At 72.5% G+C, this 15,145-nt stretch carries 10 protein-coding genes; 8 read left to right on the top strand and 2 right to left on the bottom strand.

Annotated elements, in window-relative coordinates:
- Positions 1 to 21: 21 nt before the first annotated feature.
- Positions 22 to 1,095 carry a LacI family DNA-binding transcriptional regulator gene (locus ABD54_RS20950; protein WP_047871228.1) on the bottom strand — a complete coding sequence of 358 codons (1,074 nt, stop codon included), beginning with the start codon at positions 1,093 to 1,095 and terminating at the stop codon, positions 22 to 24.
- A 96-nt stretch (positions 1,096 to 1,191) separates the two neighbouring features.
- On the opposite strand from ABD54_RS20950, the gene ABD54_RS20945 reads away from it, so the two are divergent.
- The 4 genes from ABD54_RS20945 (at position 1,192) to ABD54_RS20930 (ending at position 7,124) form a co-directional block, all read left to right on the top strand.
- Positions 1,192 to 2,793 (top strand): glycoside hydrolase family 13 protein, encoded by a 1,602-nt coding sequence (locus ABD54_RS20945; RefSeq protein ID WP_047871227.1) that lies wholly within the window; start codon positions 1,192 to 1,194, stop codon positions 2,791 to 2,793.
- A gap of 571 nt (positions 2,794 to 3,364) precedes the next feature.
- Complete coding sequence (locus ABD54_RS20940) at positions 3,365 to 4,609, top strand: maltose ABC transporter substrate-binding protein (protein WP_047871226.1); 1,245 nt, start codon at positions 3,365 to 3,367, stop codon at positions 4,607 to 4,609.
- 2 nt (positions 4,610 to 4,611) lie between these two features.
- Positions 4,612 to 6,219 (top strand): ABC transporter permease subunit, encoded by a 1,608-nt coding sequence (locus ABD54_RS20935; protein WP_047871225.1) that lies wholly within the window; start codon positions 4,612 to 4,614, stop codon positions 6,217 to 6,219.
- Positions 6,219 to 7,124, top strand: coding sequence for a sugar ABC transporter permease (locus ABD54_RS20930; RefSeq protein WP_047871224.1), 906 nt, complete (start codon positions 6,219 to 6,221; stop codon positions 7,122 to 7,124). Before ABD54_RS20935 ends, ABD54_RS20930 begins: the two co-directional genes overlap by 1 nt.
- A gap of 80 nt (positions 7,125 to 7,204) precedes the next feature.
- Here ABD54_RS20930 and lepA read toward each other — a convergent pair whose 3' ends face one another.
- Complete coding sequence (lepA, locus tag ABD54_RS20925) at positions 7,205 to 9,046, bottom strand: translation elongation factor 4 (RefSeq protein WP_047871229.1); 1,842 nt, start codon at positions 9,044 to 9,046, stop codon at positions 7,205 to 7,207.
- Positions 9,047 to 9,333: 287 nt separating this feature from the next.
- Between lepA and ABD54_RS20920 the strand changes: the two genes are divergently transcribed.
- From ABD54_RS20920 to ABD54_RS20905, 4 genes are all read left to right on the top strand, one after another.
- Entirely contained in the window at positions 9,334 to 10,308 is a 975-nt protein-coding gene (locus tag ABD54_RS20920) for a hypothetical protein (RefSeq protein ID WP_047871223.1), read from the top strand.
- A 336-nt stretch (positions 10,309 to 10,644) separates the two neighbouring features.
- Positions 10,645 to 10,914 (top strand): 30S ribosomal protein S20, encoded by a 270-nt coding sequence (rpsT, locus tag ABD54_RS20915; RefSeq protein ID WP_047871222.1) that lies wholly within the window; start codon positions 10,645 to 10,647, stop codon positions 10,912 to 10,914.
- Between the two features lie 945 nt (positions 10,915 to 11,859).
- Complete coding sequence (locus tag ABD54_RS20910) at positions 11,860 to 12,786, top strand: ComEA family DNA-binding protein (RefSeq protein WP_047871221.1); 927 nt, start codon at positions 11,860 to 11,862, stop codon at positions 12,784 to 12,786.
- A gap of 6 nt (positions 12,787 to 12,792) precedes the next feature.
- Positions 12,793 to 15,135: a ComEC/Rec2 family competence protein gene (locus tag ABD54_RS20905; RefSeq protein ID WP_047871220.1), complete on the top strand. Its 2,343-nt coding sequence runs from the start codon at positions 12,793 to 12,795 to the stop codon at positions 15,133 to 15,135.
- Positions 15,136 to 15,145: the final 10 nt, after the last annotated feature.

Here is a 15,145-nt window from a genome sequence, read left to right as displayed (position 1 = left end):
GCCGTGGGGAGGAGTGCCCGGTCAGACCCTTGGGCGCTCCGCCCGGGCGTGCGCGGGAGCGGCGTCGATCCGGGTGAGGGGGGCGTGGTTCCTGGCGGGGGCGATGGCGGTGGAGCCGCGGACGACCAGCTCGGGGTCGAAGACGTACTCGGTGTGGGAGACGGGGTGTCCGGCGATCTCGTCGCACAGGGCACGCACCGCGGCCAGCGCCATTGCGTTGACCGGCTGTCTGACAGTGGTCAGCGGAGGGTCGGTGAAGGCGATGAGCTGGGAGTCGTCGAAGCCCACCACCGAGAAGTCCCGGGGGACGCTCAGGCCGCGCTGGCGGGCGGCGCGGATGGCGCCCAGAGCCATCATGTCCGAGCCGCAGACCATGGCGGTGACGCCGCGTTCGATCAGCCGGGTGGCGGCGGCGTGGCCGCCCTCCACGCCGAACAGCGACAGCTCCACGAGGTCCTCACCGTCCAGGCCGTGCTGCGCCAGGGCCCGGTGGTACCCGTCGAGCTTGCGGCGGACCGGGACGTAGCGCTCGGGGCCGCTGGTGAAGCCGATGCGGGTGTGGCCGAGGGCGACCAGGTGGTTGACGGCCAGGTGCCCGGCCTCCCGGTCGTCGCAGGAGATGAAGACGGCGGGGATGGCGTCGGCGTACCCGTTGACCAGCACGATCGGGAGTCCGCGCGAGACCAGGGCGTGGTAGCGCTCGTGGGGGGCGGTGGTGTCGGCGTGGCGCCCGGAGACGAAGAGGATGCCGGAGACGTTGCGCTCCAGCAGCAGCTCCACGTACTCGTCCTCCGTTATCCCGCCGGGGGTCTGGGTGCACAGCACCGGCGTGTACCCCCGCTGGGCGAGCGCCCCCTCGGCGGCCTGGGCGAACATCGGGAAGACGGGGTTCTCCAGCTCGGGTATGACCATGCCGACCAGTCCCGCGGAGCGCTGCCGCAGCCGGGCGGGGCGCTCGTAGCCGAGGACGTCCAGCGCCGTCAGGACGGCCTTGCGGGTGTCGCTGCCGACGCCCGGCTTGTCGTTGAGCACCCGCGAGACGGTGGCCTCGCTGACGCCTGCGTGCCGCGCGATGTCGGCAAGTCGTGGACCCATGGGCGCAACTCTAGTCGAGATCGTCGTCACATGGCCGAAAATTGGCGGTAATCTTGCGCAAGAAATTGCACTCGTCACAGGGAAGGACCCCCGTTGATGGAGCCTCAGAAGCACTGGTGGCGCGACGCGGCGATCTACCAGATCTACGTCCGCAGCTTCGCCGACTCCGACGGCGACGGCGAGGGCGACCTCGCCGGCATCCGCGAACGCCTCCCCCACCTGGCCGAACTGGGGGTGGACGCGATCTGGCTGACGCCGTTCTACGTCTCCCCGCTCGCCGACGGCGGTTACGACGTAGCCGACTACCGCGACGTCGACCCCCGTTTCGGGACCCTGGAGGACTTCGACGCCCTCCTGGAGGCCGCCCACGGGATGGGCATCCGCCTGATCATCGACGTGGTGCCCAACCACTCCTCGTCCGCCCACCGGTGGTTCAAGGAGGCCGCGGCCGCCGAGCCGGGCGCACACGCCCGCTCGCGGTACGTCTTCCGGGACGGCAGGGGACCCGACGGCGAGGAGCCGCCGAACAACTGGAAGTCGATCTTCGGCGGCCCGGCATGGACCCGGCTCAAGCGGCCCGACGGCACCCCCGAGCAGTGGTACCTGCACCTGTTCGACCCCGAGCAGCCCGACTTCGACTGGACCAACCAGGAGGTGCACGACGAGTTCGACGACGTGCTGCGCTTCTGGCTGGACCGGGGCGTGGACGGGTTCCGCATCGACGTCGCGCACGGCATGGTCAAGGACCCGGCGATGCCCGACATCGCCGAGGACGCCAAGGCCGACATGCTCGACGGCAGCACCTCGCTGCCCTACTTCGACCAGGACGGCGTGCACGAGATCTACCGCCGCTGGGCGCGGATCGCCGCCGGGTACCCGGGCGACCGCGCCCTGGTGGCCGAGGCCTGGGTGGAGGACGCCCAGCGGGTGGCCCGCTACCTGCGCCCGGACGAGCTGCACCAGGCGTTCAACTTCGAGTACCTGACCGCGCCGTGGGACGCCGGGCGCCTGCGCGAGGTCATCGACGTGTCCCTGGCCGCCAACGGCGCGGTGGGCGCGACGACCACGTGGGTGCTGTCCAACCACGACGTGACCCGCCACGTGACCCGCTTCGGCGGCGGCGAGCAGGGGCTGCGCCGTGCGCGCGCGGCGACGCTGCTGATGCTGGGTCTGCCGGGTTCGGTGTACCTGTACCAGGGCGAGGAGCTGGGACTGCCCGAGGTCACCGACCTGCCCGAAAACTCGTTGCAGGACCCGACCTGGGAGCGTTCGGGGCGCACCGACCGCGGCCGGGACGGCTGCCGGGTGCCGCTGCCCTGGGGCGGCGACCAGGCGCCGTACGGGTTCGGCCCCGAGGGCAGCGTTCCGTGGCTGCCGATGCCCCAGGGCTGGGGCGCCCTGTCGCGCGCCGCCCAGCGCGGGGTGGAGGGCTCCACGCTGGAGCTGTACACGGAGGCGCTGCGCCTGCGCCGGGAGCTGGACGCGCTCGGCGACGGCTCGATGGCCTGGCTGGACGCGCCCGGCGGCGTGCTGTACTTCGAGCGCGAGCCGGGCGTCCGCGTCGCGGTGAACCTCACCGGGGAGGCCGTGGAGCTCGCGGCCGACGGTGAGGTGCTCGTGGCCAGCGGACCGGTGGGCGAGCCCGCCGGGGGCGCCCTGACGCTGCCCGCCGAGACGGCGGTGTGGCTGCGCGGCTGAGCAGCCGAGCGGCTGAAGGGCCGAGCGGCTGAGCCCGCGCGGGCGGCGCCGGACGCGGTGTCCGGCGCCGCCCGCTGCGCGGGTCGGCTCAGATCAGCCCCCTCGCTGGCACGGAAGGTCCCCGGGACGCCCCTTCCGCATCCTCCGTCGGCCCGGGGGGGGTTCCACGGTTGCGCAGTCGCCGCCGCCAGCACGCTCCACACCGCCGCCGCGGGACGCCGCGCGCCTACCCGCCGCAGGGGGCGGATGCGCGCTCCACGTGGGCCCGGGCGGGAACGCACCTCGGGCGGACCGGACCCGAGCGGGGTTCGAGTGGTACGCGACGACGTGTTCAATGGTGTTACGAAATCGCCGACCATCACAGGATCGATCGGCGAACGGTCACCGCGCCGCTACCCAGCGCACGATGTCACGCGCCCGTTTCCGTGGCGTTTCCACATCTTTATGCGGGAGATCCGCAAACTCTTTCAAAGCTTGCAAGTTATTGCTAGCGTCACATCACCACGCATGCCCTCGACGGCCGGAACGCATGCGCGAGCCCCTCAGCACGGCCTCCCGGAAGGAAGACAGCATGAGATTCCGCAGCGCACGAGCGGTCACGGGCATCGCCGCGATCGCACTGATGGCGACCGCGTGCAGTGGCGGCGACGACGAGGGCGGGGAGGCCGCCGCCGAGGGCAGCCTCGTCATCTGGTCCGACCCCGAGCGCGCCGACGCCATCGAGGCGGCAGCCCAGGAGTTCGCCGAGGCCAACGGCATCGAGGTCGAGGTCCAGGGCCTGACCTTCGGCGACATCCAGGGCGACGTGCTCAACGCCCACCAGGCGGGGAACGCCCCCGACGTCTTCATCGGCGCCCACGACTGGACGGGAAACCTGGTGCGCAACGGCGCCGTGCAGCCCATCGAGCTGCCCCAGGACCGCGCCTCCGGCCTGGACGAGACCTCCTTGCAGGCCCTCGACTACGACGGCCAGCTCTTCGGTGTTCCCTACTCCCAGGAGAACATCTTCCTCATGCGCAACACCGACCTGGCACCGGACGCCCCCGCGACCTTCGAGGAGATGGTCGAGGCCGGCACCGAGCTCAAGGACTCCGGTGAGACCAGCGAGGTCCTGTCCATGGCCGTGGGCCAGGAGGGCGACCCCTACCGGATGAACGCCCTGTTCACCTCCGCCGGAGGCTACCTCTTCGGCCAGGACGAGGAGGGCAACTGGGACCCGACCGACCTGGGCGTGGGCACCGACGAGTCCATCGAGGCCATGGAGAAGGTCGCCGAGTACGGCGAGGCCGGGGAGGGCGTGCTGCGCCGCTCCATCACCCTGGAGAACGACGCCTCCCTGTTCTACGAGGGCGAGGCCCCCTTCTTCGTCGCGGGCCCGTGGAACGTCGCCGACGCCAACGAGGCGGGCGTCAACTACGAGATCAGCCCCATCCCCGGCTTCGAGGGCGAGGAGCCCGCCAGCCCCTACATCGGCTACCAGGCGTTCTTCGTCACCGAGGGCAGTGCCAACAGCGCCCTGGCCCAGGAGTTCGTGACCAACTACGTCACCGACACCGACTTCGTCCTCAGCCTCTACGAGGCCGATCCCCGCATGCCGGTGCAGACCGAGGCCCTGGAGAGCGTCTCGGCCGACGACCCCGCCATCGCCGCGATCTCCGAGGCCGGGGCCGAGGGCATGCCGATGCCCTCCATCCCGGAGATGGGTGAGACGTGGGAGCCGCTCGGCATCGCCCAGGCCGCCGTCGTCGCCGGTGAGGACGTGCGCGAGGCCATGGAGGCCGCCCACGAGACGATCGCCTCGCAGATCGGCGAGTAGCGGTGGCGTCCAACAAGACAGCGGGCGCTCCCTCACCGGGGGCGCCCGCCCGCGCGCCCCTGCCGGGCGGCCGGTTCGCCGGGAACGGTTCACTGGCCGGGCAGCTCGTCAAGATCGCCCTGCTGGGCCTGTTCACCGCCCTGGGCGTGTGGGCGGTGCTGCCCCTGTACGTGGCGGGCAATTGGTGGGGCATCGGCCTGGTCGTGGCCGTGGTCGGCCTCGTCTACTGGGTCTACCTGTCCAAGCGCACCGTCCCGGCCAAGTACCTGGTCCCGGGCGTGCTGTTCCTGACCGCCTTCCAGATCCTGCCGGTGCTCTACACGATGAGCACCTCGGTGACCAACCTCAGCGACGGCCACCGGGGCGACAAGGAACAGGCCATCGCCTCCATCGAGGCCTACTCGGTGAGCAGCCCGGACGGGGCCGAGGAGTACACCCTGACCGTGGCGGTCACCGGCTCGCCCGAGACCGGTGAGCTGGCCTTCCTGCTCACCGACCCCGAGGGCCAGGCCTACGCCGGGACCGAGGAGGGACTCACCGAGCTCGACGGCGCGACCGTGGAGCCCTCGGGCAAGATCAGCGAGGCCTTCGGGTACACGATCCTGTCCCCCGCCCAGGCCAACGCGCGCAGCGACGAGCTCCAGGCGTTCGCGGTGCCCACCGGCAGCGGCACGGGCATCCGCTCCAGCGGCCTGTCCACCGCCTTCGAGGGGAGCGCGACCCGCGCCTACGACGCCGGGTGCGACTGCGTAACCGACACCGAGACCGGGATCGTCTACCGCGCGGACAACGAGCGGGGCGCGTTCTACGACGAGGACGGGGAGCGGCTGGCCCAGGGCTGGCAGGTCGGCGTGGGCTTCGACAACTTCGCCCGCTTCCTGTTCAACCCGACCTTCGCGTCGTCGTTCTTCAGCATCCTGGTGTGGAACATCGCCTTCGCCGCCTCCGTCACCTTCCTGGTGTTCGTGGTGGGCCTGGCGATCGCTCTCACCCTGCACGTGCCCAGGCTGCGCGGCAAGGTCGTGTACCGGATCCTGGTGGTCCTGCCGTACGCGATGAGCTCGCTGGCGATGTTCCTGCTGTGGCGGGACATGTTCAACACCGACTTCGGCCTGTTCAACCGGGTGCTCGGCCTGGATGTGGACTGGCTGGGCGACGCGTGGTCGGCCCGGGCCGCGGTGATCCTGGCCAACGTCTGGCTGGGCTACCCGTACATGTTCCTGGTGGCCACGGGAGCCCTCCAGGCCGTCCCGCGCGAGCTGGGACAAGCGGCGCAGATCGACGGCGCGGGCCCCTGGCAGGCCTTCCGCAACGTCACCCTGCCGCTTCTCATGGTGGCCATGACGCCGATCCTGGTCTCGACGTTCGCGTTCAACTTCAACAACTTCAACGCGGTGTGGCTGATCAGCCAGGGCGGGCCCTTCTCCCCGGAGAGCCCGACGGCCGGGGCCACCGACCTGCTCATCACCTACACCTACCGGCTCGCCTTCAACGAGGCCACCGCCCAGTACGGGTACGCGGCGGCGCTCTCGGTGATGATCTTCCTGATCGTGTCGGTGATGTCGGTGGTCAGCCTCAGCAGGAGCAAGGCCCTCAAGGAGGTGGACTGATGGCGGTCGCGACCCCGGACGCGGTGCGCGCGCCCCACCGGCGCGGTACCGGAGCCCGTCTGGGCCTGTGGGCCCGCAGGTACGGCTGGCGCCACGTGGTGATGCTGCTGGTCGTGGCGTTCGCGCTCTTCCCTGTGCTGTTCGTGGTGTCGGCGGCGCTCAACCCGCTGGGCACCCTGTCCAGCGCGCAGCTGTGGCCGACCGGGGCCAGCCTGGACAACGCCGTGGACCTGTTCAGCAACACCCCGTTCACCACCTGGTACGCGAACTCGCTGTTCTTCGCCTTCGCCAACGCCGCCGTGACGGTGCTGCTGTCGGCGCTGGCCGCGTACGCGTTCAGCCGCATGCGCTTCCGGGGCCGCCGGGTGGGGCTGATCGGGCTGCTGGTGATCCAGATGTTCCCGCAGTTCCTGGCGATCGTGGCGATCTACCTGATGTTCTCCACGATCGGCGAGTACTACCCGTCGATCGGCTTCGACACCCGGTGGGGGCTGCTGCTGGTCTACCTGGGCGGCGCGCTGAGCATCAACACGTGGCTGATGAAGGGCTTCTTCGACACCGTGCCGAAGGAGCTGGACGAGTCCGCGCAGATGGACGGGGCCTCGCACGCGCAGGTGTTCTTCAGGATCATGCTGCCGCTGGTCACGCCGGTGCTGGCGATCGTGGGCCTGCTGGTGTTCATCTCCACCATCAACGAGTTCCTGATGGCGAGCGTGTTCCTGCGCGACACCGACGCCAAGACGCTGGGCCTGGGCCTCTACCAGCTCGTGGCCTCGCAGCGCAACGCGAACTTCGGGATGTTCGCGGTGGGCGCGATCATGCTGTCCCTGCCCACCCTCGCGGTGTTCTGGTTCCTCCAGCGCTACATCACCGAAGGCCTGACCGCGGGAGCGGTCAAGGGCTGAGCGGGCGGTACCGAGGAGAACGCGCAGGGGGCGCCCCGGCTCGGGGCGCCCCCTCCGCGTCCCCCGTGCGCGGGGCGGGACTACTTCTTCTTCTTGTCGTCGGAGCCGCCGGTGTCGGTGGACAGCGCGGAGATGAAGGCCTCCTGGGGCACCTCGACCCGGCCGACCATCTTCATCCGCTTCTTGCCCTCCTTCTGCTTCTCCAGCAGCTTGCGCTTACGGCTGATGTCGCCGCCGTAGCACTTGGAGAGCACGTCCTTGCGGATGGCGCGGATGTTCTCGCGGGCGATCACCCGGGCGCCGATGGCGGCCTGGATGGGCACCTCGAACTGCTGCCGGGGGATGAGCTCGCGCAGCTTCTTGGTCATCTCCACGCCGTAGGCGTAGGCCTTGTCCTTGTGCACGATGGCGGAGAAGGCGTCGACGGCCTCGCCCTGGAGCAGGATGTCCACCTTGACCAGGTCGGAGGCCTTCTCGCCGGTGGGCTCGTAGTCCAGTGACGCGTAGCCCTTGGTGCGGGACTTGAGGTGGTCGAAGAAGTCGAAGACGATCTCGGCCAAGGGCAGCGTGTAGCGCATCTCCACGCGGTCCTCGGACAGGTAGTCCATGCCCTGGAGGTCGCCGCGCCGGTCCTGGCACAGCTCCATGATCTGGCCGATGTGGTCGGCGGGGCTGAGCACGGTGGCCTTGACCATGGGCTCGTAGATGGAGTCGATCTTGCCGGCGGGGAACTCGCTGGGGTTGGTCACCACGTGCTCGGCGCCGTCCTCCATGTCCACCCGGTAGATGACGTTGGGGGCGGTGGAGATGAGGTCGAGGTTGAACTCGCGCTCCAGGCGGGCCCGGGTGATCTCCAGGTGCAGCAGGCCCAGGAAGCCGCAGCGGAAGCCGAAGCCCAGCGCGGCGGAGGTCTCGGGCTCGAAGGCCAGGGCGGCGTCGTTGAGCTGGAGCTTCTCCAGAGCGTCGCGCAGCACCGGGTAGTCGGTGCCCTCGATCGGGTACAGGCCCGAGAACACCATGGGCTTGGGCTCGCGGTACCCGGACAGCATCTCGGTCGCGGGCCGGTTGAGGGAGGTGATGGTGTCACCGACCTTGGACTGGCGCACGTCCTTGACGCCGGTGATGATGTAACCGACCTCTCCCACCCCCAGCCCGTCGCACTTGGTGGGCTCGGGCGAGCTGACGCCGATCTCCAGGATCTCGTGCGAGGCGCGGGTGGACATCATCTGGATGCGCTCGCGCGGGCTGAGCTTGCCGTCGATCACCCGGACGTAGGTGACCACGCCCCGGTAGGTGTCGTAGACCGAGTCGAAGATCATCGCGCGGGCCGGGGCGTCGGCGTCGCCGACGGGCTGCGGGATCTGGTTGACGATCTCGTTGAGGAGCTCCTCGACGCCCTCACCCGTCTTGGCGCTGACCTTGAGCACGTCGGAGGGCTCGCAGCCGATGATCCCGGCCAGCTCCTCGGCGTACTTCTCCGGCTGCGCTGCCGGGAGGTCGATCTTGTTGAGCACCGGGATGATGGTGAGGTCGTTCTCCAGGGCCATGTACAGGTTGGCCAGGGTCTGCGCCTCGATGCCCTGCGCGGCGTCCACCAACAGCACGGCGCCCTCGCAGGCGGCCAGGGAGCGCGAGACCTCGTAGGTGAAGTCGACGTGCCCGGGGGTGTCGATGAGGTCGAGCGTGTAGGTCCGGTCGTCGAGGGCGGTGAAGGGGATGCGCACCGCCTGCGACTTGATGGTGATGCCGCGCTCGCGCTCGATGTCCATGCGGTCCAGGTACTGGGCGCGCATCTGGCGGTCCTCGACGACACCGGTGATCTGGAGCATCCGGTCGGCCAGCGTCGACTTGCCATGGTCGATGTGCGCGATGATGCAGAAGTTGCGGATCAGCGCGGGATCGGTCCAGTTCGGCTGTGCCACCGTGCTCCGTTCACAGGTCGGGTCCGGGTCGTGTGCGCCTAGCGGCGGTGTCGCCCCGCCGCGGCGGAGGCCGACGGCGTCGTCCATCATCCCACGGCGGCCGGGTGCCCTCTCTCGGTGACGGCAGCGGCCCGTGCGGCAGTATGGGGCGCGGGTCTGGCGTCCAGGTTATGTGACCCGGGACCGGGAACGGGCCGTGCGGGCGGGCACCGGGCGCGAGGCGCCGCCGCCGGGGGCGGTGGCGGGCGGGGAGCGCCCTCGGTCCGGAACGTGGGAGGAGCGGGCGGTTGAAGTGGCTGTTGACACGGTTGCTGGCGGGTGTGGCCGCGATCGCGGTCGTGGTGGTCGGCGCGGGGGCCCTGCTGGCCCTCCAGTTCTCGGGTGAACCGGAGCAGTGGGCGGCCTCGCGGGGCTCCGACGCGGCGTGGGTGGGCTCCTGGGAGGACACCGGCCCCCTGGCCCGGGTGCTCGACACCGGCGGGGTGGACACGGTGTACGTGTACGCGGGCGGGATCGACGCCGAGGGCGGGGTCGAGCGGGTGGAGGACACCGGCTCCCTGCTGTCCTGGCTGGACCGGGAGTATCCCGACGTGCGCGCGCTGGCGTGGTTGCGGCACGTGGAGAGCGGGTCCTCGCTGCTGCGGGACCGGCTCGACGAACAGGCCCGCGCGGCGCTCGCCCCGGCGGTCGCCGAGGTGGCCGCGGACGGGTTCGCGGGCGTGCACCTGGAGATCCGTCCGGTGACCGTGAACGACCCGTCGGTGCCCGCGCTCGTGTCGATGGTGCGCGAGGAACTGGGCGGGGAGCCCGTGCTGTCGGTGCAGGCCCACCACGTGGAGCTGGTACCGGGCGGACGGGTGCCCTCCTTCGTCGTGGAGCGCGGGGAGAAGTACTGGTCCAAGGGCTACCTGGACCGGGTCACCGAGCACGCCGACGAGGTGGTGCTGCCGGGTGTGGGCGCGGGAATGCCCGGCGACGCGCTGTACGGCGGATTCATGGTGCGGCAGGTGACAGAGGCGGTGACGGCCCTGCGCGCGCACGAGGGCGTGGCGGTGCGGTTCGGGCTGCCCACCTACGGCCGCGGCGAGTGGGCTCCGGAGGATTCCGACGAGTCGTTGACGACCGCGCTGGAGGCCGTCCGGCTGGGCGTGACCGAGGCCGAGCCTCCGGAGGGGATGGCCCTGGGGGTGGCCTTCTACCTGGGGGACGAGGCGACGGGGGAGGACGTGGCGGCCTACACGGAGGGGTGGCTGCTGCCCTGAGCGGCGCTCCCCCAAGACCCGCGGGCGGGGCGGTGGAGTCCTCGCCGCCGCTCCGCGCGTGTGCCGCACGGGACCGCGACGGTGCGTGGAAGAACCCTCGGAAAAGTCCTCCCGGCGTCGCCACGGGTTCCATGGGGGCAGGTGGTGCCTGAGCGGTACCCCGTGTGAGGCATACTGGAAGTCCGTGTCTCGGACTTCCACATCGGCCTCGGGCCCTGTGGACTCACACACCCTGCGTCGGCGCCCACGCCGGCCCCTCGCGGAACGGCTGCCCGCGGGTCGGGCCGCCTGGTCCGGTCGGCGCGATGACCAAGATCAACTGGAGCACGTTTTCGCATGGCGAACATCAAGTCGCAGAAGAAGCGCATTCGGCAGAACGAGAAGGCTCGTGTCCGCAACCAGGCGGTGCGCTCCTCGCTGAAGACGGCCATCCGCAAGTTCCGTGAGGCTGCCGAGGCCGGGGACGTCGAGAAGGCCACCGTCGCCCAGCGCGCCGCCGCTCGCGCGCTGGACAAGGCCACCAGCAAGGGCGTCATCCACCAGAACCAGGCCGCGAACCGCAAGAGCGCGATCGCCAAGCGCCTGCACTCCCTGCAGTCCGCCTGAGACTGAGGCTCGACCCGGCCCGGTGCGCGCGCACCGGGCCGGGTTTTTTCGTGCGCCCGGCGTTGTCCCCCGTCGCCGTCCGCGCGGGGCGGGGAAGCCCGGGCGAGGGTTGTCCACAGTCTGGAATCGGCTGCTGACACAGCGTTCCCGGCTTCCTAACGTGGTCCTATGACTGCTCAGCGCCGCAACCGGCGCCACTCCCCCTCGACCGACCAGCAGGACCGACTCCGCGCGCTCACCCTGGACGCCTCACCCGCCGCCCGGCGCCTGCGCGCGCGTATCCCCCGCTCGCACCCGCGGCCCGCGCCGCCTCCACTCGGTGTCCCGCCGATCCCGAGTGCGCCGTACGCGGTGGCCGGGACGCGCGCCCCGTACCGGTCGGCGGCGTCCGGCGGCGGGCCCCGCCCGGAGTGCGCAGGCCGCCACGGGGCCGCTCCGCGCGGAGGTCCGGCCACCGGTCCTCGGCCGCCGGACGCTCCCGAGGGCACCGCGGCCCGGGCCCCTGCCCCGCAGTGGCGGGACGGGAACGCTTCCGGCGTCCACGGGAGCCGGAGCCGGGCCAGGCCGGACGCCCCGGGGGCGCCCGTCCCCGTGGAGGAAGGCCGCTTCCCGGCCGGGCCCGCCAGGGGAACGGCCGGAGGGAGGCGGCTCCCGGGAAGCGCCGAGACCGGTACCCGTCGTCCCCCGGACGCGCCGCCCGCTCCCGGCACGGGTCCCGTTCCCCCGGAGCCCCGGCCCGAGCGCCGCCGCGACGGCCCGCCCGGCGCGGCCGCTCCCCCGCGCCCCTATCCGGCCGGGTCGACGGCGACGCGGAATCCGTCCGGGGAGAGCCGGACCGGAAAGGCGACGGTGATCGCACCACGGCCCCCGGGAGGCAACCGGGACGGGCAGGCGACCGCACCCGCGCCCCGGCCCCACGGGGGGAACCGGAGCGGACCGGCGACCGTGCCCCCAGCGCGGACCTCCGGGGAGGAGCGGGGCGCAAGGGCCGCGGGGTCAGCGGAGCGGGGCGCCGGGGAGGCCCAGGACCGCGGAACCGTTCCGTCCGCCCGACGTGTCGGCGCATCGGATGGCGCGCCCGGCCCTGACCCGGGGCCCGACCCGGCAGGGGGGCGGCACCGGCGCCCGGAGCGCCCGCCGTCGGGGTACGCGGAGTTCGACCCCGAGCCCTCCGGCTCGTTCCTGGAACGGCTGGCCCGGCGGTGGCCGCCCCGGGCCGCGCTGTCCCGGCGGGCGGTCATCGTCCTGGCCGCGTTGGGCGTCCTGGCCGTCGTACTGGTCCTGACCCTGTACCACCGGCCGACCACGGTTCCAGCCCCCGAGATGGTCACCCGTGCCGCGCCCGTGCCCGCGTCGGAGGGCGACGGCCCGCAGTCCCCGGCGCGGGAGGCGGGGACCGAGGCCGGGGTCCCGGGCACCGGGGAGGCCGGGGACACGGCTCCGGAGGAGGACCTCGTGGTGCACGTGGGCGGTGAGGTGTCCGACCCCGGGCTGTACACGCTCCCGTCGGGGTCGCGGGTGGCCGACGCGGTGGAGGAGGCAGGTGGCCCGCTGCCCGGCGCCGACCTCGACCTGCTCAACCTGGCCCGTCCACTCGTCGACGGCGAACAGGTCCTGGTGGGCGTCCCCGTGCCCGCGGGCGCGGGCGTCACCGAAAGCGGCCCCCAGGGCACCGCAGGGCTGATAGACATCAACCGGGCGGACCGGGCCTTACTGGAGACCCTGCCCGGCATCGGCACGGTGATCGCCGACAACATCGTCTCCTACCGCGAGGAGCACGGCCCCTTCCGCAGCGTCGACGACCTGGTCAACGTGGACCGGATCGGCGACAAGATCCTCGCAGACCTCCGACCCCACGTGACTGTGGGGTGAGCGACGGTGACCACATGGCTGGGGACGGACGCGTACGGACTGGACAAGCCGCCCGATCTGCGCCTGCTGGTGCCGGCGGCGACGGCCTGGCTGGCCGCACTGGCTGCGCTCGCCGTCCCGCCGTGGGCCGCCTGGTCCCTGGCCGGGGTCGCGGGGGCGGGAGCGGCGGCGCTCCTGACGGCCGCGCGTGCGCCCCTGGAGGCGGTGGCGCTCACCGCGGCGGCGTCGCTGGCCTGTGTGGCCACAGTGGCGGCGGTGGCCGGTGTGCAGGTGCACCGGGTGGAGCGGAGCGCCGCCGGGGAGGCGGCGGAGCAGGGGCGCGAGGCGGAGTTCGAGGCGGTGGTGACGTCCGATCCGCGCCCGCGGGCGGGGACTCCCCGGCCCGGCAGGGCGGCCTGGGTGATCGACGCCCGTACCGCGTGGGTGCGGTCCGGGGGAACAGAGCGCGATTCCGCGGCCCCGGTGGTGGTCCTGGCCTCGGAGGAGGACTGGCGCGGGCTGCTGCCCGGGCAGGCCTTCCGGGCGCGGGGCGTCTTCCTCGGCGCGGAGGACGACCCCCTCACCGCCGCCCTGGTCCTGGTACGCGGGCCGCCGGGGGAGGTGGGGCGGCCCGGCGGTCTGCAGAGCTTCGCCGGCCTGGTGCGGGAGCGCCTGCGGGAGGCCTCCTCCGGGCTGTCCCGGCCCGAGGACGGGCTCCTCCCCGCGCTGATCGTCGGCGACGCGTCCGGGGTGCCGCCGGAGACCGCCGAGGACTTCCGGGAGACCGGGATGACGCACCTGCTGACCGTCTCGGGGGCCAATCTGGCGGTGCTCACCGGCTTCGTGCTGGCGGTCTCCCGGCTGCTGCGGGCGCCACCGTGGTGCTCGGTGGCGGGCGGTGCGGCGGTGATCTGGGTGTTCGTCCTGGTGTGCCGACCGGAGCCGAGCGTGGTGCGCGCGGCGTTCATGGGATCGCTGGGACTGCTGGCGCTGGCCACCGGACGCGCCCACGCGGGGCTCGGTGCGCTGGCCGTCACGGTGGTCGGGGTGCTGTTCGTAGCGCCGGGACTGGCCGCCTCCTTCGGGTTCGCGCTGTCGGTGCTGGCGACCGCGGGCATCCTGCTTCTGGTGCCGCCGTGGACGCGGGCGTGGTCGGCGGGCCTGCCGCGTCCGGTGGCGGAGGCGCTGGCGGTGGCCCTGGCCGCGCAGGTGGCGGTCTCCCCCGTGCTGGTCCTGCTCTCGGGCGAACTGTCGTGGATCGCGGTTCCGGCCAACGTGCTGGCCGCTCCGGTGGTCGCCGCGGTGACGGTGGCGGGGACGGCGGTGGCGGCTCTGGCACTGGCGTGGCCGGGGGCGGCGGCGGTGGCCGCGCACCTGCCCGGGCTGGGGGTGTCGTGGATCGCGGCGGTGGCCGGTGCGGGCGCGCGTGTCCCGCACGGCGCGCTGGCCTGGCGGTCGGATCTGGTGGGAGGGCTGGTCCTGGCCGCCGTACTGGCGGCGCTGGTGTTCACACACGGGCGGTTGCGCCGTGTCGTGGCGGCCATGGTGGCGGCCGTGCTGCTGTTGGCCCTGGCCGCGCGGTGCGTGCCGGGCGGATGGCCGCCCCCGGGATGGGCGCTGGTGGCCTGCGACGTGGGACAGGGCACCGCCTTCGTGCTGTCGGCGGGCCAGGGCTCGGCGGTGGTCGCCGACACCGGGGAGGACCCGGACAGGGTGGACGACTGCCTGGGGCGGTTGGGGGTGAGCGAGGTCCCACTGCTGATCCTGAGCCACGACCACGCCGACCACGTGGACGGAACGCCCGGGGTTCTGCGGCACCGGACTGTGGGGGCCGCGCTGGCGCCGCCTGGGTTCGGGGAGAGCGCCACGGGGCGGCTGCTGGCCGACGCCGGGGTGCGGTTGCTGGAGGCCGAACGGGGCCAGCGGCTGAGGGTGGGAACGTGGCTGCTGCGCGTGCTGTGGCCGGTGCCCGGCTTCACGGGCTCGGTGAACGACACTTCGGTGGTGGTCCGGGCGGACGGGGCGGGGCTGACGGCCCTGCTGACCGGGGACATCGAGGAGGAGGCGCAGAGAAGGCTGCTGGAGGGACCAGACGCCGACCTGTTGCGGGTGACCGTGCTGGCCGTGCCCCACCACGGGGCGGGGAGCCAGGAGCCGGCCTTCCTGGAGGCCGCCGCCCCGGTGGTGTCGGTGACCTCGGTGGGCGCGGACAACACCTACGGGCATCCGGCGCCGTTCACGTGGAACATCCTGGGACGGGTGGCGCGGGTGAACCTGCGCACCGATAGGGACGGGGACGTGGCCGTGCTGGACGGCGGCGGTTCCGGACCCGGGCAGGCCGTGGTGCGCGGACCCGACCCCGCGCGGTAGGGGGCGGGGC

It is taken from the genome of Nocardiopsis sp. RV163 (genome assembly GCF_001029525.1).
Lineage (GTDB): Bacteria > Actinomycetota > Actinomycetes > Streptosporangiales > Streptosporangiaceae > Nocardiopsis > Nocardiopsis dassonvillei.
The sequence above is the reverse complement of the archived record's forward strand: the minus strand, read 5'-3'. Positions and strand labels throughout refer to the sequence as shown.

Coding starts and splice junctions, on each gene's coding strand:
- ABD54_RS20950 (WP_047871228.1), bottom strand. CDS start 1,095: ATGGGTCCACGACTTGCCGACATCGCGCGGCACGCAGGCGTCAGCGAG.
- ABD54_RS20945 (WP_047871227.1), top strand. CDS start 1,192: ATGGAGCCTCAGAAGCACTGGTGGCGCGACGCGGCGATCTACCAGATC.
- ABD54_RS20940 (WP_047871226.1), top strand. CDS start 3,365: ATGAGATTCCGCAGCGCACGAGCGGTCACGGGCATCGCCGCGATCGCA.
- ABD54_RS20930 (WP_047871224.1), top strand. CDS start 6,219: ATGGCGGTCGCGACCCCGGACGCGGTGCGCGCGCCCCACCGGCGCGGT.
- rpsT (WP_047871222.1), top strand. CDS start 10,645: ATGGCGAACATCAAGTCGCAGAAGAAGCGCATTCGGCAGAACGAGAAG.